Below are 26510 nucleotides of genomic sequence, written 5' to 3' on the forward strand. Positions count from 1 at the left end.
ATGGGCGTTTTGTTTAACAGTTTCGAAGAGTGGAAAAAGGAGTGTATGGAGAAAGGCCTTCCTTTGTATAGACCTGTTCTTGATTTTGAAATCAATCAAAAAGGAAAAAAAGAAGAGGATATTTGGAATGGGATTGATCAGGCCTACCAAGTGATGAAAGAGGCTGTAAAATCCGGACTGGAGGAAGAGATGAGTTCTTACTCCGGGATGATCAATAATGGTGCAAAAAAAGTGATGAACTTTCCGAAGGCGGTGCTTTCAACAGAATTCCAAAAACTAGTGGCGCGGGCCTTAGCGGCTAAGGAGGTTAACTCATGCATGGGGCGAGTGGTAGCGGCACCCACTGCTGGCGCCAGTGGAATTTTGCCAGGCACATTGGTGACTTTGCAGGAAATCCACAATATTCCTGATCGAAAAATATATGAAGCGCTCCTCATTGGTGCGGGTGTAGCACTAATCTTAGAGAAGAGAGCATCCATCGCCGGAGCAGTTGGAGGTTGCCAGGCAGAGACAGGTGCTGCGGCAGCCATGGCCTCAGCAGGCATTACCTATTGCCTGGGAGGAAATGATGATCAGGTTTTCAATGCAGTAGCCATTACGATTCAGTGTATGCTTGGGCTGGTTTGTGACCCAGTTGCTGGATTAGTAGAAATCCCATGTGTTGTTCGAAATGCCAGTGCAGCAGCAATTGCAAATTCCTCAGCTCAAATTGCCCTAGCCGATGTAAGCCCGGTTATCCCGGTAGATGAATGCGTAGATGCAATGGGAGAAGTAGGGCAGAGTATGGAAGCTCGATACAAGGAAACAGCTGAAGGAGGACTGGCAGCCACACCAACAGGTCGGGCCATCTCTAAACGTGTCCTGATCCAGGATATCGAAGTGATGGATGACGAGCCAGAAGAGGATTAAAATGAGACAAAATCCTCAATCAACCAGAAGGCATACTTAACTACAAGTGTGATGACTGTGCTCCAGAGAATCGCACTGATCCACATCCATTTTAAAATAAGTCTCTTTTTAGATCCAAGGAGGTTTACAAGTAATCCGCCACCTGGAGGAGTCAACAAAAGTGGAGTTAAAAGGCACATGCCCTTTAAGCCAAACTTTCTCCACATTCGAACAAATCGTCTGCTTTTCTTAGAAAACACTTTTTTGTTTTTTCTAAACCTTCCGAAAAACTGACGAATTTCATTTCCAAAAAATGTGAATAGGTAGATGGTGGTCATCATACCTAGTGCGGTGAGTATAATAATGGCAACAATAGGTAGGTCGTTCGCCACTCCAAAGGCGGGTCCAAAGACAAATTTAAGTCCGCTCAGAAAGTAAACAGTGAAATATTTCAGGGCTGTAGCCATAATAGTTGGCTAACTTAATGAGACTAGTTTAAAAACAGACCGCTCGAAAAATATTTAGCCCTTATCTTTGTCGCTTTTTACAAATTGAAGGTATGCTAAATCTTATAATATTTGGTCCTCCGGGAGCGGGAAAAGGAACTCAAAGTGAGCGACTAATAGAGAATCATGGTCTGTGTCACATCTCAACCGGTGATCTATTCAGGTGGCATACAAAGAACGATACTGAGCTTGGACAAAAAGTAAAAGAAATCATGGATAGTGGTCAGTTGGTTTCCGACGACATTACCATTGCCATGCTAAAGGAAGAGGTGGAAAAAAATCCGGATGCAAAAGGATTCTTGTTTGATGGCTTTCCTCGTACGGTAGATCAGGCCAAAGCACTGGACAGCCTTATGGAGTCAATGGGCAGCAAGATTCATTCAGTTATTGAATTGAAAGTGACCGAGGAAGAGGTTAGACAAAGAATTGCCAAGCGAAAAGAGCTTGAAAATCGAGTGGACGATGCGTCAGATAAACTCGATAGACGAATTAAAGAGTATTTTACTAAGACCGTTCACGTCCTTCCGTTTTACAAAGAACAAGGGAGGCTTACTACGGTAAACGGTATCGGAGACATTGACGATATTTCTAAGGAGATCGACAAGACTGTATCTGCGCTGGAGGTCTAAAGACCTATGGAATCCAATTTCATTGATTACGTAAAATTCTACGCCAAATCAGGTGATGGCGGAGCTGGGTCTGTACATTTTCGACGGGAAAAGCATGTGCCAAAAGGTGGCCCTGATGGTGGAGACGGTGGGCATGGAGGCAATCTTATTTTGCGTGGCAACAGTCAGCTTTGGACGCTACTACATTTAAAATATCGCAAGCACATTACTGCAGAGAATGGTGGTCATGGTGAGGGCAATCGTAAGTTTGGCAAAGACGGTGAAGACATCATTCTCGAAGTACCCATTGGTACAATAGCTAAAGATTCTGAAACGGGCGAGAAGCTGCTGGAGATCATGGAGGATGGAGAAGAGAAAGTGCTGCTTCCGGGTGGTAAAGGTGGCTTGGGAAACGTACATTATAAATCGTCCACCAATCAGACCCCACGATATGCACAGCCAGGTATAGAGGGCAAGGAAGCCTGGATCATCCTTGAGTTGAAAATTTTGGCCGATGTAGGATTGGTCGGCTTCCCAAATGCCGGAAAGTCAACCTTGCTTTCTGTGGTATCTGAGGCGAAACCCGAAATAGCAGATTATCCGTTCACCACACTCGTTCCAAATCTAGGCGTTGTTCCTTATCGGGATTACAAGTCCTTTGTGATGGCTGATATTCCCGGGATCATTGAAGGTGCGGCAGAAGGGAAAGGCTTAGGTAATCGGTTTCTACGGCATATAGAGCGGAATTCCATCTTGCTTTTCATGATCCCCGCCGATGCATCTGACATACGAAAGGAATACGATATTCTTAGTGGAGAGCTGAAGAAACATAATCCCGAATTGATGGACAAGGATCGGTTGCTGGCCATCTCCAAATCAGACATGCTGGATGAAGAGTTGATGGCTGAGATGAAAAAGGAACTACCGGAGATTGAAACCTTGTTTATCTCCAGCGTTACCGGGTATGGCTTACAGGAGCTGAAAGACAAAATCTGGCATTTTTTAAATAACTGACATAATGGCACATCTGTGATCATTGGCAAAGAAATTGTCAATTTCAGTGCGTCTTTAAGCATGTTGAAAGAATGAAGGAAACAAAAGAAAAAGTGAATAAAGAGCAGGAAGTATCAGAGGAGCAGGAAGCTCAGGTAAAGGACGAACAGATCGAGGAGCAGGAAGAGCAAGATGGCCAGGAAAAAGCTGAGAATGAAGCAGAGGAAGAATCTACCGAGCCGACATTAGAAGAGCAGCTTGGAGAGGCCAAAGACAAATACCTTCGTCTGTACTCTGAGTTCGAGAACTTCCGGAGAAGGACATCCAAAGAAAAGCTGGATCTGATCAGTACGGCCAACAAAGATTTGATGGCTGACCTATTGCCAGTGCTCGATGATTTTGAGCGTGCGATGAATGCTTCTGAAGGCAGTGAAGATATCAAGGCTTTGAGAGAAGGCATGGAGCTCATCCAGAACAAACTCAATAAATCCCTTCAAAACCGTGGTTTGAAAAAAATGGAGGTAAAAAAGGGAGATGATTTTGATGATGAAAAGCACGAAGCAATCACCCAGATACCGGCAGAGAAAAAGCTGGAAGGGAAGATTGTAGATGTGGTGGAGAATGGATACACACTGGGAGAAACAGTGGTGCGATTTGCAAAAGTGGTTGTAGGAGCGAAGCAATAACATGGCAAAACGAGATTATTACGAAATATTAGGAGTTGATCGTTCGGCGAGCAAGGATGAGCTGAAAAAGGCTTATCGGAAGATTGCTATCAAATTTCACCCGGACAAAAACCCTGACGATAAAGAGGCGGAAGAGAAGTTTAAAGAAGCGGCTGAGGCCTATGAGGTGCTTAGCAATGATGAGAAACGTCAGCGGTATGACCAGTTTGGTCATCAGGGAGTCGGTGGAGCTGGTGGCGGCTTCAGCGGTGGAGGCATGAACATGGACGATATCTTCTCTCAGTTTGGAGATATTTTCGGTGGCGGCAGCCCGTTTGAAAGCTTCTTTGGCGGTGGCGGTAGCCGTGGTGGACGCAGAACCCGAAAAGGAACAAACCTTCGAATTAAACTCAAATTAACCCTGGAGGAGGTAGCCCACGGGGTTGAGAAAAAGATTAAAGTAAACAGACTGGTTGTTGATCCGAACACCAAATTCCAAACGTGTTCGAGCTGTAATGGTACTGGCCAGGTACGAAAGGTGATGAATACCATGCTGGGTCAGATGATGAGCACTTCAACCTGTCCTGCATGTGGCGGTAGTGGTCAGACGGTGGAAAGTCGGGCTGCTGGGGTGGACAGTTCTGGATTGAAGCGCCAGGAGGAAGTCATTCCAATTAAGATTCCTGCCGGGGTAACGGATGGCATGCAGCTTTCCATGTCTGGGAAAGGAAATGAAGTTGCAGGTGGTATACCCGGTGATTTGTTAATCCTGGTAGAAGAGGTAGAGGATGATATTCTCAAAAGAGACGGTAACAATGTGATCTATGATTTGTACGTCAATTTTATTGATGCGGCATTGGGTACCTCAATCGAAGTACCGACCATAGATGGAAAAGTAAAAATCAAGATTGATCCGGGCACACAAAGCGGCAAAATCCTCCGGTTGAGAGGAAAAGGAATTAAGTCGGTAGAAGGTTACGGTCAGGGAGATCAGCTGGTACATGTAAATGTTTGGACACCTAAGAAACTCAGTGCAGACGAAAAAGAAGCGCTGGAGGCGTTGAGAGAATCCCCAAATTTCCAGCCTGATCCGGGCAAAGCAGACAAGAGCTTTTTTGAACGGATGAAGGAATTCTTTTAGTAAATCGCAGAGTGGTTTATAGGCAAACCTGGGAGTTTGCAACTAAAGTATTCTGAGTACTCCGTCGGAATACTGAGCATTCTTTGTGGTTAAATCCTTAAATGTCAAAGTTTTTATCTGATTCGCCATAATAAACGTAACCTACAGGTAGCCTTATCGTAATAAGAATCCATGTTGCGGTTGGTATTGATAGCAGGCACGATCCTGCTAATGAGTCAGAGTGCGCTTGCACAGCTAAAGAAATTTTATACAATAAAGGAGTCTTCAGAGTTTGATACCGTTGACTTCTACCTTAAAGCCACCGCTACCAACTGCTTACTGAAACAAGCCGATTCAGACGACAATCCTTTAACCATTTATGGTAATCCCGATCTTGAAAAGATCAATCCTACATTTGCAAACAAGGTTAAAAACAGAACCTGCTATGCCAAACTGGTGCTTGACGAGTACAATTCATCAGGCTTTGGGGATAGCTTCTCTATGGCGGTTTCCAGAAATGACAAAGACAATGACTTCTGGAAGGTTAACCTTAACAATGATGAAATCTATCGGCTAAATTTGATCTATGGTTTTGGTAATGCAGATGTAAACCTGACGGGTTCATCAGTGCAGCGATTGAAGATCAAATCCGGGAGTGCAGATATCGTGGTGGGGTATGATGATGGCAACATGAATCCCATCCGAATGGATACTTTCTATGTGAAGGCTGATTTTGGATCCATTGTAGCCAAAAGAATGGATTTAACACGTGCAGATAAGGTGATCACCAAAATTGGATTTGGGAATGTATTGCTGGACTTTGATCGTGAGATGAAAGAAAAATGCAGCATCGATGCTTCGGTAGGAGCAGGCAATCTGGAAATCCTTCTTCCAAGAGGAGGCACACCCGTTCGAATTGTGATTAAAGACTCACCACTTTGTGCAGTTAAAATAGCTGATGGTTTTGAAGAGGTAGAAAAGAATGTATTCGTAAACATGAGCTACGACGCAAAAGCCGATAACCTGCTCACCTTCGATGTAGATGTCGCCCTCGGTATGGTACGCTTTAAGTACACCGATTAATTTTAACTAACCACAGAGGTCACGGAGTTTTCCGCTGAGATCACAGAGTATGTTCATATCATTTTTTTGTGTTCATTCTCTTTTGTGCTCTCTGTGCAAAACCTCAGTGTTCTTAGCGGTTAAGCTTTTACTCTTCTCTATGGTTGGTTAGTTATTCCACGTGTGCCAACAACCCTTTTACCAATAACAGCTGAGCCGTACAGTAAGTAGCCATGATAAACACTCCCGCATAAGGAATGGTTGTGTGAAAAGAATTGATAGCCAGGATGGAATCGGACAGAACAAACAGAAGACTACCATAAAGGGCCATTCGATAGCTCTCTTGCGAAGTGTTTCCCTCGCGCAAGCGAGCCATAATTGCCATAGTCATAATAACAGATCCATATACCAGGATTGGGATGGTAAAATCACCGGCAGGCAATAACAGGTACCACAATGCTAAACCGTATAAAAGAAAAGGAAATATCCGGTAAAGATTGAAACCGGGTCGTTGATACGATGACCGACGCAGCACCACTACATAGATGACCTGTGCGATCAGGAACAGCCCGATCCCAGCCATAAAAAACCGTTCGTCAGCCTGGTACATAAGCACCACATCTCCCAGCCAGGAGAATAGCAATGCACCGCTGAGCAGCAAGACTCTAAGGGTAGTCTTACCGATGCTGGATCTATACACATAAAACATGAGCAGCGGCATCAGCAGTGGTTTGGTAAACTGTTCCAGCTCTTCCGAAGGGATTACTTTAGCGATGACATTCGCGACTGATACCGCGATATAGATCCATAATATTAGGTTAGGCATTGTTTAGGTTTTATATAAAGCAATCTAAAAAGTGAGAGGGAAATTGGCAACTGATGTATGATTACACGTTATAAGGCCAGATGAATCGTTTTGTCTACGATATAACGTAATCGTCCAGAATAGCCTTGATCCCCTCTTTGTAGGTGGTCACTTTGAAATCAGGAAAGACCTTTTTGAATTTATCCGAGATAAACAGGTTGTCGATGGCATATCGCGGGAGCAATTCCTTGGTTTCTTTCAGGTTGGTATTGAACAGTGCAAGGATGTTGATCAGCCATGGTTTGAGTACCATGTAATCAATATTTCTGCCCAATTGGGTAGAGATTTCCTCAATAAATTCCCTGTATGTCAATCTATTGTCGTCACATGGCAGGTGCCAGGTGGTGCCGTACGCATCGAGTGTATTCCCGATCAGCGCCATGGCCTTACCGGCATCCGGGGTGTAGATCAGCGTTCGCAATACATCATCCCTCAGAAATATTTTCGGTTTTTTTCCAGTCTTTAAGCTCTCAAAAACGAGCGCATTGGTAAAGGCTTTGGTTTTGCCCGGTCCGTAAAATTCCGGCGCTCTGCATATCGCTCCTTCAATTTTTTTCTCCTCCATGGCCTTCAGCATCAGCTTTGCGGCGGTTGCCCGAGCGATACCCTTTTTCCCTGTGGATGTCATGGGAGTTTCTTCGGTTTGCTCTATTGCATCTTGTGGGTAGGCGTAGGTATTGTCAAAGTAGACCAGCTTGGCGTTGTATTCCATGCAGGCTCTGATGACATTTTCCATCAATGGTTCCCAGTCTCTTAGCCAGATTTTTGAGTTGTAGGGAAGGCCTACCGTGAGGAAAACAATGTCTGAACCCTTGACCGCCTCTTTGACCTCATCCGGCTTTAGTAAGTCCGCTTTGTGCAGCGTATCACTTTCATTGATCTTCTTCGGGTTTCTCCCCACGATCCGGATGTCAGAGGTATATTTTGCTTTGAGCTCTTTGACCAGTTCCTCACCGATGATGCCATTGGCGCCTAATATGGTTTGCATGATGGATGATTTTCAGTTGAAGTCACTCTCATCACTAAAGATATTGATTTTACGCTTTGTCGAGTGAGAGAGTCTCACTTCCCTTTAAACAGCAGATACACAAAAGCTAAAAACGCCAAGCTTCCACATCCAGCGAAGACCACTGGAAAGTTAGCAGGGTTTCCGTTGTAAATCTGGCCAGCAAGCAGCGCACCCATCCCTATCCCAATCTCTAGTGCCATGAAAAGCGTTGAAAATCCTCTTCCACGAAATTTATCCGGTGCTAAATCTGCTGCCCAGGCAAACAGTGCTGGAGAAGAAAGACCATAGCCAGCCCCGAAGATCAGTGCACCTGTGAACAGGTGAAACGGTGACGAAGAGAAACCAATATATACAGAGCCTGTCGCGACAATCAGCATGGCTGCAATCAATACTTTCCTTCGTCCAAACTCATCAGAGAGTCGTCCACCCACTACACGTGAGATGAGAGAGGTGATTGTAAAATAGGAGAAGAACAGCCCTTTATTGGCAATGCCTAAGTGCACACTCAAATCAGGAGCAAGTGTTAAAGCAGCACCAAACGAGAAGGTTACAAGCATCATTACAATGGTTGGTACTAAGACTGTAGGCTCATAAATGTCTTCTTTCTTGATTTTTAGCAAACTACCTGAAAATCGTTGCTTGTTTTCCAATGTTTCCTTCATACCCATGATCGTGAGTACAGAAAGGATGGCCACTCCAGCACTGCTATAAAAAAGCACATTGATGTTATAGTGTATGGCAATGACTCCACCCACGTAGTTCCCAATACCCATTCCCGTCATGCCAAAGAAACTGAGAATACCCATCCCTTCACCCCGGCGCTCTATTGGAACTATGTCCGCAACATATGCAGCTGTACCAGTTGGCTTGAAGCCAGTAGAGAATCCATGCAAAAAGCGAATAAACAAGAAGGCGTAGATGTTCAGGAAAAACGGATAGAAAAGCGATACCACAGCAGTAACCACGCACCCGAAGATCATTACCGGAAGTCGTCCCCAGGTGTCGGTCAGCTTGCCACTGAATGGACGTGAAATCAGTGCTGTTAGTGTAAAAAAGGTGATGTGAAGCCCAATGTAATTCTCTCCTCCAAATGTCCGCATGAAGTCCGGTAGCTCGGGTAGCACCATGTTGAATGAGCCAAAAAACAGAAAGGAACTTAAGGAGAGGAGCCAGAAGTTAAGCGAGTATTTTTTCATATGTTACTACGTCATTCCCGCGCAGGCGGGAATCTTTAGGTTAGCTTATCGAACCTACTCCTCACGAAGCAAATAAGCCTTGATATAATCGTTTAAATCCCCATCCAATACGTTTTGCACGTCCGTTCGCTCATAGCCGGTTCTGGCGTCTTTGATGAGTTTATAGGGGTGCAACACATAATTCCGGATTTGCGATCCAAAATCAATGGCTTTTTTCCCTGCTTCAATTTTATCCCGCTCTTTGTTTCGCTTCTCGATCTCCATCTGGTAGAGCTGGGACTTCAACATCTGCATAGCTCTTTCCCGGTTGGCCAGTTGTGATCGCTCCACCTGACATACTACCACAATGCCCGTTGGCTTATGTGTCAGCTGCACTTTGGTCTCTACCTTATTTACGTTCTGTCCGCCGGCACCACCAGAGCGAGAGGTGTGCAGTTCAACATCGGAAGGGTTAATATCTATTTCAATGGAGTCATCGGCTACCGGATACACATATACTGAGGCAAAAGAGGTGTGTCTTCTTCCACCACTGTCAAAAGGAGAGATACGAACTAATCGATGAACGCCATTCTCGGATTTCAAGTAGCCATAGGCCATAGGTCCGTCAAATTCGAGGGTGACGGATTTTACTCCTGCTACATCACCGGCCTGATAGTCTACCTCACGTACCTTATACCCGTTGGCTTCTCCCCACATGATGTACATCCGCATGAGGATGCCCGCCCAGTCGTTGCTTTCGGTACCTCCGGCTCCTGGAGTAATCTGCAGCATCGCAGAAAGTTGATCTTCTTCTTCGCTGAGCATTTTCTTCAGCTCCAGGTCTTCCAGGAGTTTAGATGCTGCTTCGTACGCCTCAGCCAATTCTTCATCCGAGGCTTCTCCCTCCTGGTTGAATTCAAACAAGGTTTCTACATCACCGAGAGCAGTCTCTACTTCTTCGTAGCTTTCAGTCCAGCCTTTGAGTAGCTGAATTTTTTTCATGGTTTTTTCCGCTTCGTCAGGGTTGTTCCAGAAGTCGGGCTGGGCAGTAACAAGTTCTAATTCTTCGAGGTTTTTCTTCCGACCGTCATAGTCAAAGATACCCCCTCAAGGCATTAACACGAGCCTTTAAATCTTTCAATTCGTCTGTTGTCATAACATGCTAAAAATTGCAGTGGCGAAGATAATGGTAGTCTTCTAGGATTCAATGAATAATCTGAATATCAGATTAAGAATAATAAAATGACCAAAAACAATGGCTTTAAGTCTCCACTTGGGAGGAGAGTAAGAAGTGGGTTTCTGAAAATGATTGTTTTGGGTCATTTTAGGTATTTAAAATTCATAGATTAAATAACCCACCCCCAGCCCCTCCAAGGAGGGGAGTTCTTGTGCAGTGAATTAAATCACCCAATCTTCTTGATCCAACCATACTTATCCTCTTCCGTGCCCATTTTGATGCCTGTCAGGGCATCAAGGAGCCGGTTGGAGATGGTGCGGCTTTCAATTGGTGGTAGCTCATAGTCTGTGCCTTCATATCCAATTACGGCAATGTGAGAGACAGTTGCCGCAGTTCCGATACCAAAAGCTTCAGTTAATGTCCCTTTCTCAATGGCATCAACTACCTCCGTCACAGTAATTGCTCGCTCTTCTACGTTCAATCCCCAATCTCTTGCCAGGATCAGTGCACTTTCACGTGTGATGCCGGGCAGGATGGAATCAGAAGTTGGTGGAGTAATCAAGGTGTCGTTGATCACGAACATGATGTTCATGGTACCTGACTCTTCAATGAATTCATGATTTTTTCCGTCGGTCCACACCAACTGGTGATATCCCTGTGCTTGTGCCTGCTTTGCGGGATAAAGGGAAGCAGCGTAGTTGCCTGCGGTTTTTGCAGATCCTACACCTCCTTTGGATGCCCGGGTAAAATGTTTTTCAATTTTCACTTTCACCGGCTCAGAGTAGTAACCTCCAACGGGTCCTGTCAAAACAATGAATTTATATGTTTCAGATGGTCGAACACCAATGAATGGGTCATCTGCAAACTGAAAAGGTCTGATATAGAGTGAAGTACCTGGCTTGTTTGGCACCCAGTTTTTATCTAGCGAAACCAATGCTTCAATGGATTCCATAAAAAGCTCTTCGGGTACTGGAGGCATGCACATACGTTCAGCACTTTTGATCATCCGCTGAGCGTTTGCCTCCGGACGGAAAACCAATATATCGCCGTTTTCACTTTTATGTGCTTTTAGTCCTTCAAAAATACTTTGCGCATAGTGCAGAGTTGCATTGGCGGGGCTGATCGAAAGATTCTGATACGGGGTGATTCTCAAATCTGTCCACTCACCATTTTTATAATCTGCCACAAACATGTGGTCAGAAAAGGTCTTTCCGAAAGCAAGATTGTCGAAATCGATTTCGGATAATCTGGATTGGCTTGATTCTGTGATTTGGATGTCCAACGTCTCAGTCATTTACTTATAATTTGGGTTGAAATGAGGTTTATTTCAATCAGTCCCGGGTGCCCAGGGTACTTCCTTTACACCCAATATGTGGCCGATTGCGCGCGCAAAGATGAACAAATAATCAGACAATCTATTCATGAACTGCAATATTGACTCATCTACTGGCTCATGATTAGCTAACGAAATGATGCTCCGTTCGGTTCTGCGACATACTGTCCGGCAGATGTGGGCAAGCGATACAGCCGGATGACCGCCTGGCAAAATGAAGTTCTTGAGCGGCGGTACTTCACCATCAAATTTATCGATCCAAACTTCTAGCTGCTGTACTTCGGTCTGGGTTACTTGTGGGAGTTCAAAACCTTTAAAATCAGATTCAGTGGCCAAAATACTGCCAATGGAAAATAAGTGTTCCTGAACCCAATAAAGTTGCTGCTTAAGACGATTCTCTACCGCCTCATGATCCTTGAGATGACCAATGAAGGCATTGAGTTCGTCTACATTTCCATATGCATCGATGCGAAGATCAGCTTTGGAAACTTTTTTTCCTCCTAATAATGAAGTCTGTCCTTTGTCACCGGTTTTTGTATAGAGTTTAGCACTCATGCAGGTACTCGTGAAGTTCGTACATTTTTATTCACCTCATCAGATTCAATCAACCCGTCTCTCAAGCGAACTATTCTATGCGAATATTCCGCTATGTCTTCTTCATGTGTTACCATAATAATGGTGTTTCCTTTGTCATGCAGCTCCTGAAAAAGGTCCATGATATCGTATGAAGTTTTGGAATCGAGATTACCGGTTGGTTCATCGGCAAGAATGATCGAAGGATCATTTACCAACGCTCGTGCGATTGCTACTCTTTGTCTTTGCCCTCCTGAAAGCTCATTTGGCTTATGGTAAGCCCTGTCTTCCAATCCAACCCCTGCTAATGCAGCTAATGCCTTTTCTTCTCTTTCTGCTGCATTATATCCAGCATAGACAAGTGGAAGCGCTACATTTTCCAAAGCAGAGGCTCTGGGCAATAGGTTAAATGTTTGGAATACGAACCCAATTTCTTTATTTCTGATTTCAGCTAATTCGTTTTCTGTCAGATCACTTACGTCATGATCGTTTAGTACATAAGTTCCATCAGTCGGTGTATCCAGGCACCCAATGATGTTCATTAGCGTAGACTTACCTGATCCGGAAGGACCCATAAAGGAGACGTACTCGCCTTTATTGATGTTAATTGAAATGGATTTCAGAGCCATGATGATCTCACTGCCCATGACATATTTTTTTGAAATCTCAGAAGTCGAAATGATACTGCTCATACTTTTCTTATGTTCGGCTAAAGTAAAAAAATATAGAGATGCCTTAGCAAGACACTAACACGTTTTTTAGATAGCTTTGGTTCGAATAATGTTACACACTATGTTGACAATATTTTTAAGTCTTTTGTTTGCCCCACAGCTTTCCGGCTGGGAATTGCTTTCCTCCGTAGAGATTGTAATGGGGTACGATGACTTTATGGGTGCCGAAGTTGAACAACCTAAATTTCCTGAACAACTAAAATTACGGGAAGGGAAAGAGCTGACCCTTGAAGGGTTTATTATCCCCCTTCAGCAGGAAGCCGATCAGGACTATTTCGTGCTTTCCCGTTTCCCTTATCAAAGTTGCTTCTTTTGCGGAGCAGCAGGTCCTGAGACGGTTGTGGAGGTCTATTCCGATCGCGAATTCAGGTACACAGATGAACGTGTACGAGTCACTGGAAAGCTTAGACTCAATGATGATAACCCCCTTCACCTTTTCTATATCCTTGAAGAATGTGAGGTTACAAAGTTGGATTGATCATGGACAAAGAGAGTTTCTTTCAGGATGTCTATGAGGTAGCTAAACTTATTCCTAAAGGGCGTGTGACCAGCTATGGCGCTATCGCTAAATATCTAGGCGTTGCTCGCTCTGCTCGTGTGGTTGGTTGGGCAATGAACGGCGCGGTAACTAAACATGATGTTCCTGCACATCGGGTGGTTAATCGCATCGGAGTGCTTACCGGAAAAAATCATTTTCAAACTTCAACTCGAATGAAAGAGCTACTTGAGGCTGAGGGAATCAGGGTGAATAATGATCAAATCATAGATTTTGAGCAACACTTCTGGGACCCTATGACGGAGTTAGGGCTTTAACCTTCGAATCAGTATCAATCCAAGGAACATAATCAGCCCATTCAGAATCAAAATCTCAAAACCAAACTTGTATCCATTGAGTAGAGCTTCAGAGTTTATGTTGATAATGTAGCTCAATGCTGGTGATGCCATACAAACTATTGGAACGAAACGATCTTTCACGTCCCATTTTGTGAATATTCCAAAGGTGAAAAGGCCAAGAAGCGGACCGTATGTATAGCCAGCGGCTATAAAAATGGAATTGATCACACTCTCATCATTGATGGCCTGAAAAATGAGGATGACAATAAATAAAACAAATGAAAATCCCAGGTGAACGACTTTTCTGAGTGTTTTCTTCGCCTCATAATTTTCTTTTTTGAAGCCAAGAAAATCCACGCAAAAGGAAGTTGTTAATGCCGTAAGCGCAGAGTCTGCGCTGGAGTAAGCTGCGGCAGTAATCCCCAGAAGGAAGGTGATCGTTCCGATAGTAGAGAACTCATTGACCGCAAGCGACGGGAATAGGTTATCAGACCTTTCCGGAATGATAATCCCTCCAATCTCAGCGTATTGATAAAGCAACACTCCCAGGCTCAGAAATAGGAAATTGACAATTACCAGGATTACACAGAACCAGAACACATTTTTTTGGGCTTCACCGATATTCTTACAGGTCAGATTTTTCTGCATCATGTCCTGATCAAGGCCTGTCATTACTATGGCGATAAATGCTCCACTAAAAAATTGTTTGAAGAAGTTCCGTCCGCTCTGCCAGTCCCAATTGAAAATGGTGGAACGTTCATCCTGAAAGAGACTGGAAGTGAGCTCAGTCCAGGTCCAGGAAAGTTCATTCTTGATAAATAGAATACTAACAACCACCGCTACCAGCATGAAGGTGGTCTGAAGGGTATCCGTCCAGACGATCGTTTTGATACCACCTTTAAAGGTGTAGAGCCAGATCAGAATAATAGTGGTCAGCACCGATATCCAGAATGGCAGCTCATACGCATCGAAGAAAGCTATTTGCAAAACTCCTGCTACCAGAAATAGCCTGAAACTTGCTCCGATAACCCGACTAATCAAAAAGAAGAACGCACCAGATTTATATGACCAAAACCCGAAACGCTGCTCCAGATAAGTGTATATAGAAACAAGGTTTAGTCGATAATATAGCGGAAGTAAAACCTTAGCTATCACAAAATAACCGACCAAATAGCCCAACACTACCTGGAAGTAATAGAAGTTGGAATTGGCAACTTCCCCTGGAACTGAGATAAACGTCACTCCTGAAAGTGATGCGCCGATCATTCCAAAAGCCACCAAATACCATTTTGATTCTCGACTGGCGGTATAGAAATCGGTTGGTTTTCCGTTTTTGGAGGTGAGCCAGGAGATACCTATGAGTAAAATGAAATATCCGAGTACGATGGAGCCAACGAAAATTGGATTCATGGTGTTAGTAGTATTAAATGCGATTGCAAATTACACATCAAGTTTGGTTGTGATGCAATTATTAATTTTGTGTGCAAATCAAGAGATATGAGTACGGATTTTGATATAGCGATTGAGGAAGAGGTAAAGACCGGTGAAGATATCGGAAGCGAGAGTTTACGTGATCTCATGGTTTATAATGATGATTTTAACACGTTCGATCATGTGATCAATACGCTGGTGAAGGTGTGCAAGCATGACATTCACCAGGCTGAGCAGTGTACCTTCCTGATTCATTATAAAGGCAAGTGTTCTGTGAAGAAGGGGGCATACGAGGAATTGAAGCCTATGAGAGAAGGGATCACTGACGCGGGCATAAAGGCCTCTATCGTTTAATACATGGAATATCCATCTCAGTTGGTAGAGCGTGCAGTTGAGGAAATCTCTCGATTGCCTGGAATCGGAAAGAAAACTGCCCTTCGCCTTGCGTTGCATTTACTGAAACAGCCTGAGAATGCTACAACGGACCTGTCTGGTGCCCTGAAAGAACTACGGGAGAATATCAAATACTGCAATACATGCCACATTATTGCTGATACAGAAGAATGCACCTGTCAAAGTGCATACAGAGACACCTCAGTCATTTGTGTGGTGGAAGATACCCCGGATGTATTGGCAATCAGAAATACAGGGCAGTATAACGGTCTCTTTCATGTTTTGGGAGGGAGGATCTCCCCCATGGATGGAATAGGCCCGGAAAATGTGAATATAGATTCACTAATCAATCGGATTAAAAATGATGACCAAATCAAAGAAGTGATCCTAGCACTTAGCGCCACCATGGAGGGAGATACCACTTCCTATTACATCACCAAATTGCTCAAAGAATTTGGCATTAAGGTCACCACGATTGCAAGAGGTATTCCAGTAGGAAGTGAATTAGAGTTTGCAGACGAAGTAACACTAGGAAGAAGCATTGCAACAAGAACCTTATTCAGCGAAGAATAGTTAATCCTTTCTGCGTCCACCACCCCTCAAATTCTGAGATAAAAGCACAGCGATACCAAAAGTCAGTATCAGATAAATCCATCTTGGATTCCCTTCATTGTAGGTTTTTACCAGATACCAGACGCTGAGGAAAAGTGCGAGTAAAATTCCTGCAAACGCCAACATTCTCATGCCTTTCAAATTCATAAAGTAAATATACAGGTCTGTTCGCTCGGTTCAGGATATTTTTGCCACAATGGGTGATTTTATTGAATTTCTTTATTCGAGATTTCTTTTGAGTGACGGGGTATCGATAGATACTCGAACGATAGAAAAGGACAATCTATTTTTTGCAATCAGCGGACCAAATTTCAATGCGAACAAATTTGCCATGGAGGCATTGGAAAAAGGAGCCGCATATGCTGTGGTTGATGATGAGCAATATGTAACCGATGACCGGATCATTCTGGCTGAGGATGGATTGGAGGCGTTGCAGGAGTTGGCGAAGTTCCATCGGTCAAGATTTAAACGGCCTGTTTTGGGTATCACCGGATCCAATGGCAAAACCACTACAAAAGAACTGATTAGTCGTGTGCTTTCTGAAAACCACATTGTGCATGCCACGAAGGGCAATTACAACAATCACATAGGCGTGCCTCTCACGCTTTTGCATATCCATCCACAAGTGGAAATTGCGATTATTGAAATGGGTGCGAATCATGTTGGTGAGATTGCTGGTTATTGTGAAGTTGCGAGACCTACTCATGGTTTGATCACCAACATTGGACGAGCACACACGGAGACTTTTGGTGGAATTGAGGGGGTGATTCGTGGGAAGAGCGAGCTATTTGATTTTATCAGGAAAAATGGAGGCACAGCATTTATTAATAAGAACGACTCGGTGCTTTCAAATATGGCGAAGCGCTTTGAGTCTCCCGTTGTTTATCCTCCATCTGATTTTAAATTACTATCCTCATCTCCTTTTTTGAGCGTCCAGCTAGGAACGAATGAAAAGGAAACCAATGTGGTGGGCAGGTACAATTTCTCTAACATGGCAGCTGCAGTAGCGATTGGTCGTTTTTTTGAAGTAGCCGATGACGATATTCTGAATGCAATTGCCACTTATGAGCCGGATAACGCACGTTCTCAGATCATCAAAAAAGGAACGACTACTATTATATTAGATGCGTATAATGCTAATCCGGATTCGATGAAAGTTGCTCTTGAAAATCTGGCGGAGCAAAAGGACAGTACAATTGCTATTTTGGGAGACATGAATGAAATAGAAAATGCTAATTCTCAGCACATGGAAGTTCTGACTTATGCAAGGAAGGTAGGAATAGATCAGGTGTTGACAGTTGGTCAGAAATTTGGATGGGTTGCAGACCCACAATTTCATTTTAAGACCAAGGAAGAGTTGGAGCAGCATTTAAAAGGCTCGGATTTTAAAAACTCAACTGTCCTTTTAAAGGCATCCCGTTCGGTCAAATTAGAAACAATACTTAAAAGCATTGGATAATGGATTTACAATTCACCCTCGATTTTCTTAAAGATCTGACAAATAACAATCACAAAGAGTGGATGGATGACAACAAGAAAAGATATCTGCAGGCCAAAGAGAATGTCATTGAGCTGGTCAATCAAGTGATAACTAAAACATCAGCTTTCGATCCGGCTATCAGTACACTTGAACCTAAAAAATGCCTGTTTCGAATCAATCGAGACATTCGCTTTAGCAAGAATAAAGATCCGTACAAAACCAACTTTGGAGCCTTCCTAGTGGAGGGAGGCAAAAAGTCGGGAAGACCTGGTTACTACATGCATATTCAGCCCGGAAATAACTTTTTAGGCGGAGGCATCTACCAGCCACCCTCAGAAACCTTACAAAAAGTGAGGCAGGAGATCGATTACAATGGGAAGGAGCTGAAAGCGATTATTGAGAATAGTGCCTTTAAAGGTGTTTATCCGGAAGACCATTCTGCAGACAGTTTGAAAACAGCTCCAAAAGGCTATCCAAAAGACCATGAGCATATTGAGTTGCTTCAGCTTAAGCATTATGTATTTATGCGAAAAGCCACAGATAAAGAAGTAGTCTCTAAAGACTTTGCGAATAAAGTAGCCAGTGACTTCAAGGTACTATATCCATTCAACCAATTTTTGGCAAAAGCACTGGACTAAAATTATTTTTCACTTAGGCCTTGCACGAAAAATAAAGCGTACTAAATTTGCAGTCCTTTTAAGGAGGGGCTCTTAGCTCAGTTGGTTCAGAGCATCTGGTTTACACCCAGAGGGTCGGGGGTTCGAATCCCTCAGAGCCCACATCATTTAAACCTCAATCCAGTCGATTGAGGTTTTTTTATGCATTTTTTAGAGGGATGAGAACCCATGGTTCGAAACTGAAGGTTCACGAGAGGTGATGCGGCAAGGCGGTGTGTATGAGATAAATGCGCAGCATTCACGAGGGGTTGTGCGGCAAGGTGGTGTGTATGAGATAAATGCGCAGCATTCACGAGGGGTTGTGCGGCAAGGTGGTGTGTATGAGTAATCCCTCAGAGACACTACTACAAAAAGGACTTCTATCTCGAATGATTGAAATTTGAGTTGCCTGGAAGCACACAATAAATTTTTGACCTTTCTAATAGTAGCCCAAAGAATGGTGGATCACTATCCACAATAGCTGTTTTTTAAAATTCCTACTTATATCTGATTAAGTATTCTACTTAAAAACATTAGTCGTTTTCACTAATTATTGTCTTAATGGATTTAAATAATCTTTGGTGAATATTTATAACTACCAAATTTAATGCACATGAAATCCACCCGTTTAATTTTCCTTACTGTTTTAGCTTGTTTTATAACAGGAAATATTTTTGCTCAATATGCGATGGTTGACAGCCAAATAAAGCCATCGAACGAAAAAGCGATTAAGAAGAAAACTGATACACCACCTCAAATTTCAAAAGAAGCTGAGACAGTATATGTAGATAAAACGAGTAAGGTTTATGTCAATAAGAATTTGCCGATTTATCTAAAGTTCTCCACCACTCCTAATGGTAAAACGTATGACCTGAAGAGTCAAAAACATCCTGAGGATGCTACCCCGGTGTATTTGGATACAGAGGGACCGAATTTGATTCGTACAAAGTGGGCTGTAGATCCTGAGTCAAAAGAATATGTCTATCCACTCCGAGAGGTTGAGATGGAGCTTTATGCAGACAGCAAACCACCAATGGTAAAGGCGGACTTTAGTGCAAGTGATTCTTATAGAAGTGGCGCCAAGGTTTATTATGGAAAAGACCTTTCTATCTCACTAAGCGACTGGGATGAGCAGTCAGGTGTGAAAAATAGTTACTGGAGTCTTAACAATAATGAATGGAAGTTGGGAGATGCTGACTTTTCAGGAAAAGTATCAGGAGGTTATTCCTTCACCTTCTATTCGGTTGATAATGTGAATAACTATTCTGAGCCCAAGTCTACCAGTTTTATTTATGACAACCTCGCTCCAAAAACACAGTTGGTGAAAACCAAAGACGGGAATTACGTATTCGGACCTAAGACTGAAGTTCAATTCGATGTTTTGGAAGAGCATTCAGGAGTTAAGGCTACTTATTTTAAGTTGGGTGACCAATCATATATTAAGACTAAGGATCAGCAGTATTTACCAGCTTCTTTAGCGGACGGAGATTACAAAATGACCTATTACAGCGTCGACAATGTAAATAATGGTGAAGAGCTTAATGAGTTGGATGTCTACCTGGATAAAATTGCTCCTGTCACTTCACTAGAAGCAACTTCTTCGTTCCGAGATGGTGATTTACTTTATGTTTCCGGCAGCTCGAAGATCAGCTTATCTGCTAAAGACAACAAAGCTGGGGTTAAGGAAATTAGCTATACATCTAGAAACTCGTCTGATGAGATTTATAAAAGCTCTTTTTCATTACCAAAATATCATGGCAATACCGAGGTAAGCTTTAATGCAGTAGACAGGGTAGCGAATGAAGAACAAATCCAAAAGCAAAAGATTTTTGTAGACACACTTCGTCCATCAACTCAGATTGAGTTTCTAGGCGATTACTTCGAGGTAGCTAATCGTTTTTATGTTAACCAAGACACAAAATTAAAATTGGTGGGATCTGATGCCAATTCAGGATTAAATTATATTGAATTCGCTGGGATCGGCAGTGACTTCTCCAAATATGAAAAACCTTTTGCATTGTCTAACGAAGGGTACTACGGCATGATGTATAGATCTGTAGACCGGGTAGATAATGTGGAATATTCCAAAAGCATTGACCTCTACCTGGATAAGCAAGGACCCGAAATCGTTTATAATTTCAGTAATAGAGCGATTGGTGTAGAAAATGGTGTTCCGGTTTACCCATCTGGTACTCGATTATTCCTTGGGGCAACAGACGATCAATCTGGAACAAATACCATATCATATCAAATCAACGATCAGAAAGAGGTGCACTACAGTAGTCCTAAGACTATTGATATAAGTGAAAAGAGAGCGTTTAAAAGAGGCCAATCGTATGATGTGCAGATTACGACTACAGACCTGGTAAGCAACGAGACAGTAGAAGTGATAGCATTTAAAATCGAAGATTAAGAATTTGAATTCCTCTTCATATTAACTAGAACCCTGATTCAGAAATGAGTCAGGGTTTTCTTTTTTGAAAGAAATGCTGCCGGAATGCTGTTTTGAATCATGGCTGTAGAGGTTGGTGATCCCATTTCTCCCAAATGAATTTATCGGCTCAGGTAGTATAGATATTACTAGATGTATCTAACCTATTTCATATCAGCGTGTTATGAATTTTACGATCAATTTTTACTGCTTGGTATCTAATCATATCACCTAATTCAAATACCTCTTTTATACCGATAAATCTGCGCTCATTCATTCATCATCTTTGCTCCGAATTTCAATCAGTTAAAAAATCGGGTATGGAAAACTCACCAAAAATTCTAATTATCCTCATTTTCTTATTTACCAGCTTTTGCTCACCAGCTCAGCTAGCATTAGAAAATAGTCCAGCGACTTCTCTGTCAGATACTTCGCTGAAAAGTGATCTTAATCCACCCAGGACAGATTTACTTCGAACGCACACTGGCGATTTCATCTATGGGCCTGCTACACGGATCAAGTTCAAAATAATTGAAGAAGAATCCGGTTTGGAAACCACCTACTTCAAGGTTGACGATCTTCCATTCATGAAGTCTGATGGGCGACAGATGTTGCCACATGATTTGGCTGATGGGGAATACAAAATGCTCTACTATAGTGTAGATAAGCAAGGTAATCAGGAACAGATCCGGTCAGACGTAATCTATGTAGATAAAAAAGGTCCTGATATAAATTCATCCTTTAATGATGCTCCTGTATCGTTTGAAAATGGCATCCCCGTTTTTCCAGAGGGTGTAACCCTCATGATAGAAGTAGCAGATAAAAAAGTTGATGTGCAGAAAGTGTCCTATCAAATTAACGATGGACTGAAAATAGAAAGCAGTGATTTGCATACCATTGATTTGTCAGAAGTGCTTTCAAAAATCGAAGAAGAAACTATTAAGATTGAAGTGAGGGCATACGATGCTTTTTACAACATATCGAAAGAAGTGATTGAGTTTAAACTATTGAAATAGGGTTAAGCATTAATTATTTGAAGTAGCCCGGTGAGTAATCATCGGGTTTTTTTTAGCTCACCAAATAGTCCTTCGCTATTTCCTCATCGTCAAAAGGCCTCATAGCTCCACCCAATAATCGGTTATACCCTGAGAGGAGCACTTTCTTGGCACCAGTAATTCCAACGACCGCACCTTTTACTGGCACATGTTTGGTTTCCTTTCCCATTTCACGGATGAAAGCGGTAAACTTACGTGTAGCAGGAGTATCTGTGATGTTTACGAGCCGAAGATGTTCACCCGGATCGGAGAGTAGAAAATCTCTGAGGTCAGATGCTGTCTTTAGCATTTCCTCTTCGGATTGTCCCCGATAATCAACGTAAACAATCTCTTTTCCTTTGTGAGTAATCTTTTGAAATCCCGGCATGGTAGTTAGGTATGTGTGATGCACGAAAATAATCAGTTTATGAAAAAATCCTTTCCGGTTTAGAAGAATATATAGCCAGTTTATCTAAATGTTATCTTTTTGGATTTTGTGAACGAACATCTCTCACTATTGAGGGGAGAATTTCTAAATTGCCTGCTTGATTTCTTTAGAAATCGATCAATGACCAGGAAGAATCAGATAAGCACAAAAGCACTTTACAGAAAGCTGGACAAAATTTACGGAGACAGCCCTGTTCTTGATATCAATTCAAAAAAAAGGTGGGTAATCTTTTCTGATCTTCATATGGGGGATGGGGGCTCCACCGATGACTTTAAGCGAAACGCCAGTCTTTTTTCAAGAACGTTGCAGGATTACTATCTTGAGAAAGATTATGCACTTATTCTGAATGGAGATGTTGAGGAATTGCAACGGTTTCAATTGAAGAAAATCATTCACAAGTGGAAGGAAGTTTATGACCTTTTTGATTCCTTTGATGCAAAAGGATCACTCTTCAAGACAATTGGCAATCACGATCTTGAGCTTCAGTTGATGAAGGATTTGCCATTTGATTACAAGATTTATGAGTCACTAAGGCTATCATTTGGTAAGCACTGTCTATTCGTTTTTCACGGTCATCAGGCTAGCAAGAAATATCAGGAACACAACGAGCTCATTGGATTTACTTTGAAGTACTTTGCTAATCCCCTCGGTATCAAGAGTTATTCCGTTTCGCACAGCAGTAAAAAGCAATACAAGATCGAGAAGCGAGTGTATGGCTTTTCCTCCTTCAATAAAGTGGTATCTATTATTGGTCATACCCACCGGCCATTATTTGAGTCTCTGCATAAAGTGGAACGATTAAAATACAAAATTGAGCAGCTATGTAGAGATTATGCTAAGGCGGATAGTGAGACACACGATGAAATAAAGAAAGAGATCAAATCTCACAAAAAGGAGCTTAAAAAATATTACAAAGAGAATAAGGATCACAGCTTTCAGAGCTATGTCTACAATACGCTTTTCCACATACCCTGCCTGTTCAATTCTGGCTGTGTGGTAGGTAAAAGGGGAATGACCTGCCTGGAAATAGAAGATGGAAAAATTCGTCTCGTACATTGGTTTGATAAGAAGACCAGTAAGAAATATTTGAAAAGCAGTGGGTACAAGCCCGAACAGTTGGGTGATTCAGATTTCTATAGGATAGTTATCAATGAGGAATCGCTCGATTATATTTTCACTCGCATTGAGTTTTTAGCATGAAAAATTTAGTTCTGATGGGTCTGATCCTGGCCAGCTGTATGCCTAAGGATCAAGCATTAAATGTTATTGATATTCAGGGTCACAGGGGAGCCAGGGGTTTGGCCCCAGAAAACAGTATTCCAGCTTTTATCCTGGCAGCTGACATGGGAGTGAAAACACTCGAGTTGGATCTTGTCGTTTCGAAAGATAGTCAGCTTGTAGTAAGTCATGAGCCATTTTTCTCATCCGATTTTTGTTTGGATAGTGACGGAATTGCGATTCCAAAGGATTCAATCATAAATATGTTTCAACTGACCTATGAAGAGATAATGCGATTCGATTGTGGCACGATCCGGAACCCTGGTTTCCCTGAACAAAAGCGCATTCCTTCTTTTAAACCACTACTCTCTGATGTGATTGATAGCGTCGAATCTTTTACAAGAAACAAGGGTTTAGAACCACTTCGTTACAACATCGAATTGAAAACCACGAAAGAGACAGACACTGTTTTCCACCCTTCACCTCAAGCGTTCTCAGATTTGGTTTATGATTTGTTGAAAGAAAAAAATCTGCTCGATAGGGTTACGATTCAGTCTTTTGATTTTCGAACATTGCAATACTTCAATCGCACATATCCGGAGGTTGAACTGGTACTGCTTATAGAAAATGAACTTGATTGGACGTCCAATATCGATTCGCTTGGATTCAAGCCTGAAGTCTATTCACCCTATTATCGATTACTTTCGCAGGAAAAAGTTAGAGATATTCAAAATGCTGGGATGAAAGTTATTCCCTGGACTGTCAATGATTTTTTTGATATAAACAAAGTGCTGGCCTGGCAGGTTGATGGGATCATCACAGACTATCCGGATCGGGCGCTGATAATAACCAAGAAAAAATGAACAAAAAGTACGATGTATGCGCCATAGGTAATGCGCTGGTAGATTATGAGATTGAAGTTGAAGATCAATTTTTTAAGGAAAATGGCGTAGAAAAAGGCTTGATGACATTGGTGGATGAGGAGCGACAGAGTGTGCTGTTGGAGGGAGTGCAGGGAAAAATCAAAAAGAAACAGGGAGGTGGGTCTGCTGCCAATACCATTTTTGGCCTGGCTGAGTTTGGTGGAAAAGGGTACTATACCTGCAAGGTTTCTAATGATTCCGATGGAGAGCTATATGCTAATGACCTGATCAAGGCAGGGATTGATTCCAACCTGGATCCAAACAACCTGCATCAAGGAACTACCGGGAAATGTCTTGTGATGATTACGCCTGATGCTGAGCGAACAATGAATACATATCTGGGTATCACTACAGACTTTTCTAAAAATGAGCTAAGCGCAGAAGCAATAAAGAATTCTAAATATCTCTTTATGGAAGGTTTTTTGGTGTCCTCACCAACGGGGCTGGAGGCTATGAAAGAAGCTAAGAGAATCGCTCAGGAAAATGATGTGAAAGTTGGTCTTACCTTTTCAGACCCTTCAATGGTCAAATACTTCAACGATCAGATGAAAGAGGTGGTGGGTGATGGTGTTGATTTGCTTTTCTGCAATATTCACGAGGCAGAGCTTTTTGCTGATGTTGAAGGCATGGAAGCATCCAAAGAGGCAATTCAGAAAGTGGCAAAAGAATTTGTCATTACAAAAGGGAAAGATGGAGCGCTGGTTTTTGATGGTGCAGCTTACCATGAAATAGAACCGTTCCCGACAAAGGCAGTGGACGCTACAGGAGCAGGAGACATGTTTGCAGGTGCGTTTCTTTACGCGATCACGAATGGACAGTCTCATGCAGAGGCTGGAAAACTAGCCAGTGCCGCCAGCTCTGCTGTTGTAAGCAAGTTTGGACCAAGGCTTAGCAAGAACCACGTGGAAGATGTTTTAATGAAGATTGGCAGATAATGATTTTATATACCTAATATTGTTTTTTAAACCTAGATAAATATGCGAAACACCCTAATCTTATTCCTAATGTTCGCTGTGTTTGGAGCATCTGCTCAGGAGAGGCGAATTGATTTTGTGGAGTATGACTTGGATAATGGATTACATGTGATCCTTCACCAGGACAATTCTACTCCCATTGTTAATGTATCAGTACTTTACCATGTAGGCTCTAAAAATGAGCCGGATGGCAGAACTGGATTTGCTCACTTCTTTGAGCACCTCATGTTTGAGGGATCTCCCAATATACCAAGAGGAGAGTTCTTCAAAATCATTCAAAATGCCGGTGGTCAGTTAAATGCAAACACGTCTTTTGACAGAACCTTTTATTACGAGACACTTCCATCACACCAGCTAGAGTTGGGGCTATATATGGAGTCTGAGCGAATGCTTCATGCGAAGATTGACAGCACCGGAGTAGCTACTCAGAAAGAAGTGGTGAAAGAGGAAAAAAGAACAAGAATCGACAACCAACCATATATGTCATTTCAAGCGAAAATCTTTGGAAAGGCATATGAGGGTACTCCTTATTCCTGGACACCAATCGGTTCATTTGAAGACATAGACAATGCAACAGAAGAGGACTTCAAAGATTTCTTCGAAACGTTCTATGTGCCAAATAATGCAACGCTTTCAATCGCAGGTGATATCCAAATTGAGGAGACAAAGGAATTGGTAGAAAAATATTTTGGAGAAATTGCGAGAGGAACCAAAGACATCCCTCGCCCTGAAATAGAAGCTCCTGACCTGGGAGGCGAAGTGAGAGAGGAAGTGTTTGACAATGTTCAGCTTCCGGGTGTATTCCAAGCCTACCGTATGGCAGAGCAAGGATCTGACGATTACTATGCAATGCAGATGCTTACCACCCTGCTTTCAGGAGGACAAAGTTCAAGATTCCAGAAAGAAATTGTGGACAACAAAGAGATTGCTGCATTTGTAGGATCATTCCCATTTGCATTAGAAGACGGTGGTCTTTTCGTATCTCTCGGATTGGTAAATGTTGGAAATACTCCTGAAGAGTTGGAAGAAGCAATGATTGCTGAAATTGAACGAGTCAAGACAGAAGATATTAGCGACAGAGAGTTTCAAAAACTACAAAATCAGATAGAGAATGATTTTGTAAGCTCTAACAGTACGGTGAGAGGAATTGCGGAGAGCCTGGCAGACTATCACGTATACTATGGAGATGCTGACCTGATCAATAGTGAGATCGATCGATACATGGCGGTGACCAAGGAGGATATAAAGCGTGTGGCTGAGAAATACCTTACTCCAGATAATCGGGTGACCCTGTATTACCTTCCGAAATCGGCACAGCAAAAGCCTGAGGATGAAAAACTAGACGATCAATAAACCTATAAAAGCAAAGAA

General features: G+C 42.6%; 29 protein-coding genes and 1 tRNA gene. 19 read left to right on the top strand and 11 right to left on the bottom strand.

Annotation, left to right across the window (positions count from 1 at the left end; translation table 11 throughout):
* The gene (sdaAA, locus tag ACP14Y_RS11435; protein WP_424963094.1) at nucleotides 1-909 is read left to right on the top strand and encodes an L-serine ammonia-lyase, iron-sulfur-dependent, subunit alpha; all 909 of its coding nucleotides are present in this window, start codon (nucleotides 1-3) and stop codon (nucleotides 907-909) included.
* Here sdaAA and ACP14Y_RS11440 read toward each other — a convergent pair.
* Nucleotides 906-1355, bottom strand: coding sequence for a hypothetical protein (locus ACP14Y_RS11440; protein WP_424963095.1), 450 nt, complete (start codon nucleotides 1353-1355; stop codon nucleotides 906-908). The two genes, sdaAA and ACP14Y_RS11440, sit on opposite strands and share 4 nt — an antisense overlap.
* Nucleotides 1356-1447: 92 nt before the next feature.
* On the opposite strand from ACP14Y_RS11440, the gene ACP14Y_RS11445 reads away from it, so the two are divergent.
* From ACP14Y_RS11445 to ACP14Y_RS11465, 5 genes are all read left to right on the top strand, one after another.
* Nucleotides 1448-2023, top strand: a complete 576-nt coding sequence (locus tag ACP14Y_RS11445; RefSeq protein WP_424963096.1) for an adenylate kinase — start codon at nucleotides 1448-1450, stop codon at nucleotides 2021-2023.
* Nucleotides 2024-2029: 6 nt separating this feature from the next.
* A complete protein-coding gene (gene obgE / locus ACP14Y_RS11450; protein WP_424963097.1) occupies nucleotides 2030-3016 on the top strand; it encodes a GTPase ObgE in 987 nt (328 codons plus the stop codon).
* Between the two features lie 71 nt (nucleotides 3017-3087).
* The gene (locus ACP14Y_RS11455; RefSeq protein WP_424963098.1) at nucleotides 3088-3681 is read left to right on the top strand and encodes a nucleotide exchange factor GrpE; all 594 of its coding nucleotides are present in this window, start codon (nucleotides 3088-3090) and stop codon (nucleotides 3679-3681) included.
* 1 nt (nucleotide 3682) lies between these two features.
* The gene (gene dnaJ / locus ACP14Y_RS11460) at nucleotides 3683-4801 is read left to right on the top strand and encodes a molecular chaperone DnaJ (protein ID WP_424963099.1); all 1119 of its coding nucleotides are present in this window, start codon (nucleotides 3683-3685) and stop codon (nucleotides 4799-4801) included.
* Nucleotides 4802-4972: 171 nt separating this feature from the next.
* Nucleotides 4973-5863, top strand: a complete 891-nt coding sequence (locus tag ACP14Y_RS11465; protein WP_424963100.1) for a hypothetical protein — start codon at nucleotides 4973-4975, stop codon at nucleotides 5861-5863.
* A 151-nt stretch (nucleotides 5864-6014) separates the two neighbouring features.
* Here ACP14Y_RS11465 and ACP14Y_RS11470 read toward each other — a convergent pair whose 3' ends face one another.
* The 7 genes from ACP14Y_RS11470 to ACP14Y_RS11500 all read right to left on the bottom strand — a co-directional run bounded on the left by ACP14Y_RS11470 (nucleotide 6015) and on the right by ACP14Y_RS11500 (nucleotide 12666).
* Entirely contained in the window at nucleotides 6015-6668 is a 654-nt protein-coding gene (locus ACP14Y_RS11470) for a lysoplasmalogenase (RefSeq protein WP_424963101.1), read from the bottom strand.
* A gap of 94 nt (nucleotides 6669-6762) precedes the next feature.
* Nucleotides 6763-7695, bottom strand: a complete 933-nt coding sequence (locus ACP14Y_RS11475) for an NAD-dependent epimerase/dehydratase family protein (RefSeq protein ID WP_424963102.1) — start codon at nucleotides 7693-7695, stop codon at nucleotides 6763-6765.
* A 74-nt stretch (nucleotides 7696-7769) separates the two neighbouring features.
* Nucleotides 7770-8912, bottom strand: a complete 1143-nt coding sequence (locus ACP14Y_RS11480) for an MFS transporter (RefSeq protein WP_424963103.1) — start codon at nucleotides 8910-8912, stop codon at nucleotides 7770-7772.
* Nucleotides 8913-8966: 54 nt separating this feature from the next.
* Nucleotides 8967-10047, bottom strand: a protein-coding gene (prfB, locus tag ACP14Y_RS11485; protein ID WP_424963104.1) for a peptide chain release factor 2 whose coding sequence is annotated in 2 segments (ribosomal slippage) — nucleotides 8967-9986 and nucleotides 9988-10047 — 1080 coding nt in all. Because the reading frame shifts where the segments join, the coding sequence is not laid out codon by codon here.
* Between the two features lie 247 nt (nucleotides 10048-10294).
* Entirely contained in the window at nucleotides 10295-11362 is a 1068-nt protein-coding gene (locus ACP14Y_RS11490; protein WP_424963105.1) for a branched-chain amino acid aminotransferase, read from the bottom strand.
* Between the two features lie 33 nt (nucleotides 11363-11395).
* Nucleotides 11396-11956 (bottom strand): cob(I)yrinic acid a,c-diamide adenosyltransferase, encoded by a 561-nt coding sequence (locus ACP14Y_RS11495; RefSeq protein WP_424963106.1) that lies wholly within the window; start codon nucleotides 11954-11956, stop codon nucleotides 11396-11398.
* The gene (locus ACP14Y_RS11500; RefSeq protein ID WP_424963107.1) at nucleotides 11953-12666 is read right to left on the bottom strand and encodes an ABC transporter ATP-binding protein; all 714 of its coding nucleotides are present in this window, start codon (nucleotides 12664-12666) and stop codon (nucleotides 11953-11955) included. The genes ACP14Y_RS11495 and ACP14Y_RS11500 overlap by 4 nt, the downstream gene beginning before the upstream one ends.
* Nucleotides 12667-12766: 100 nt before the next feature.
* On the opposite strand from ACP14Y_RS11500, the gene ACP14Y_RS11505 reads away from it, so the two are divergent.
* The gene (locus ACP14Y_RS11505) at nucleotides 12767-13183 is read left to right on the top strand and encodes a hypothetical protein (protein WP_424963108.1); all 417 of its coding nucleotides are present in this window, start codon (nucleotides 12767-12769) and stop codon (nucleotides 13181-13183) included.
* A gap of 2 nt (nucleotides 13184-13185) precedes the next feature.
* Complete coding sequence (locus tag ACP14Y_RS11510; RefSeq protein WP_424963109.1) at nucleotides 13186-13518, top strand: MGMT family protein; 333 nt, start codon at nucleotides 13186-13188, stop codon at nucleotides 13516-13518.
* On the opposite strand, the gene ACP14Y_RS11515 is transcribed toward ACP14Y_RS11510, so the two are convergent.
* Nucleotides 13507-14949: a sodium:solute symporter gene (locus tag ACP14Y_RS11515; RefSeq protein WP_424963110.1), complete on the bottom strand. Its 1443-nt coding sequence runs from the start codon at nucleotides 14947-14949 to the stop codon at nucleotides 13507-13509. The two genes, ACP14Y_RS11510 and ACP14Y_RS11515, sit on opposite strands and share 12 nt — an antisense overlap.
* Nucleotides 14950-15036: 87 nt before the next feature.
* On the opposite strand from ACP14Y_RS11515, the gene ACP14Y_RS11520 reads away from it, so the two are divergent.
* Nucleotides 15037-15324: an ATP-dependent Clp protease adaptor ClpS gene (locus tag ACP14Y_RS11520; protein WP_424963111.1), complete on the top strand. Its 288-nt coding sequence runs from the start codon at nucleotides 15037-15039 to the stop codon at nucleotides 15322-15324.
* A gap of 3 nt (nucleotides 15325-15327) precedes the next feature.
* Complete coding sequence (gene recR / locus ACP14Y_RS11525; protein ID WP_424963112.1) at nucleotides 15328-15936, top strand: recombination mediator RecR; 609 nt, start codon at nucleotides 15328-15330, stop codon at nucleotides 15934-15936.
* Here the strand turns inward: recR and ACP14Y_RS11530 are convergent, their stop codons facing one another.
* On the bottom strand, nucleotides 15937-16122 hold the full coding sequence (locus ACP14Y_RS11530; RefSeq protein ID WP_424963113.1) for a hypothetical protein: 186 nt from the start codon (nucleotides 16120-16122) through the stop codon (nucleotides 15937-15939).
* Between the two features lie 49 nt (nucleotides 16123-16171).
* On the opposite strand from ACP14Y_RS11530, the gene ACP14Y_RS11535 reads away from it, so the two are divergent.
* The 5 genes from ACP14Y_RS11535 to ACP14Y_RS11555 all read left to right on the top strand — a co-directional run bounded on the left by ACP14Y_RS11535 (nucleotide 16172) and on the right by ACP14Y_RS11555 (nucleotide 21558).
* Nucleotides 16172-17434 carry a UDP-N-acetylmuramoyl-tripeptide--D-alanyl-D-alanine ligase gene (locus ACP14Y_RS11535; protein WP_424963114.1) on the top strand — a complete coding sequence of 421 codons (1263 nt, stop codon included), beginning with the start codon at nucleotides 16172-16174 and terminating at the stop codon, nucleotides 17432-17434.
* Nucleotides 17434-18093 carry a DUF2461 domain-containing protein gene (locus ACP14Y_RS11540; protein WP_424963115.1) on the top strand — a complete coding sequence of 220 codons (660 nt, stop codon included), beginning with the start codon at nucleotides 17434-17436 and terminating at the stop codon, nucleotides 18091-18093. The genes ACP14Y_RS11535 and ACP14Y_RS11540 overlap by 1 nt, the downstream gene beginning before the upstream one ends.
* A gap of 66 nt (nucleotides 18094-18159) precedes the next feature.
* Nucleotides 18160-18234 (top strand) — tRNA-Val (locus ACP14Y_RS11545).
* A 490-nt stretch (nucleotides 18235-18724) separates the two neighbouring features.
* Nucleotides 18725-20524 (top strand): OmpL47-type beta-barrel domain-containing protein, encoded by a 1800-nt coding sequence (locus ACP14Y_RS11550; protein WP_424963116.1) that lies wholly within the window; start codon nucleotides 18725-18727, stop codon nucleotides 20522-20524.
* Between the two features lie 338 nt (nucleotides 20525-20862).
* Nucleotides 20863-21558 carry a hypothetical protein gene (locus tag ACP14Y_RS11555; RefSeq protein WP_424963117.1) on the top strand — a complete coding sequence of 232 codons (696 nt, stop codon included), beginning with the start codon at nucleotides 20863-20865 and terminating at the stop codon, nucleotides 21556-21558.
* Nucleotides 21559-21610: 52 nt separating this feature from the next.
* On the opposite strand, the gene ACP14Y_RS11560 is transcribed toward ACP14Y_RS11555, so the two are convergent.
* Nucleotides 21611-21988: a hypothetical protein gene (locus tag ACP14Y_RS11560; protein WP_424963118.1), complete on the bottom strand. Its 378-nt coding sequence runs from the start codon at nucleotides 21986-21988 to the stop codon at nucleotides 21611-21613.
* A 156-nt stretch (nucleotides 21989-22144) separates the two neighbouring features.
* Between ACP14Y_RS11560 and ACP14Y_RS11565 the strand changes: the two genes are divergently transcribed.
* The 4 genes from ACP14Y_RS11565 to ACP14Y_RS11580 are packed head-to-tail and all read left to right on the top strand — an operon-like array spanning nucleotide 22145 to nucleotide 26492.
* Complete coding sequence (locus ACP14Y_RS11565; protein WP_424963119.1) at nucleotides 22145-23224, top strand: hypothetical protein; 1080 nt, start codon at nucleotides 22145-22147, stop codon at nucleotides 23222-23224.
* Nucleotides 23221-24105, top strand: coding sequence for a glycerophosphodiester phosphodiesterase family protein (locus ACP14Y_RS11570; protein WP_424963120.1), 885 nt, complete (start codon nucleotides 23221-23223; stop codon nucleotides 24103-24105). The genes ACP14Y_RS11565 and ACP14Y_RS11570 overlap by 4 nt, the downstream gene beginning before the upstream one ends.
* Nucleotides 24102-25100 carry an adenosine kinase gene (locus tag ACP14Y_RS11575; protein ID WP_424963121.1) on the top strand — a complete coding sequence of 333 codons (999 nt, stop codon included), beginning with the start codon at nucleotides 24102-24104 and terminating at the stop codon, nucleotides 25098-25100. The genes ACP14Y_RS11570 and ACP14Y_RS11575 overlap by 4 nt, the downstream gene beginning before the upstream one ends.
* A 42-nt stretch (nucleotides 25101-25142) precedes the next feature.
* The gene (locus ACP14Y_RS11580; protein ID WP_424963122.1) at nucleotides 25143-26492 is read left to right on the top strand and encodes a M16 family metallopeptidase; all 1350 of its coding nucleotides are present in this window, start codon (nucleotides 25143-25145) and stop codon (nucleotides 26490-26492) included.
* Nucleotides 26493-26510 lie beyond the last annotated feature (18 nt).

Source organism: Ekhidna sp. (assembly GCF_965247405.1).
Taxonomy (GTDB): Bacteria; Bacteroidota; Bacteroidia; order Cytophagales; family Cyclobacteriaceae; genus Ekhidna.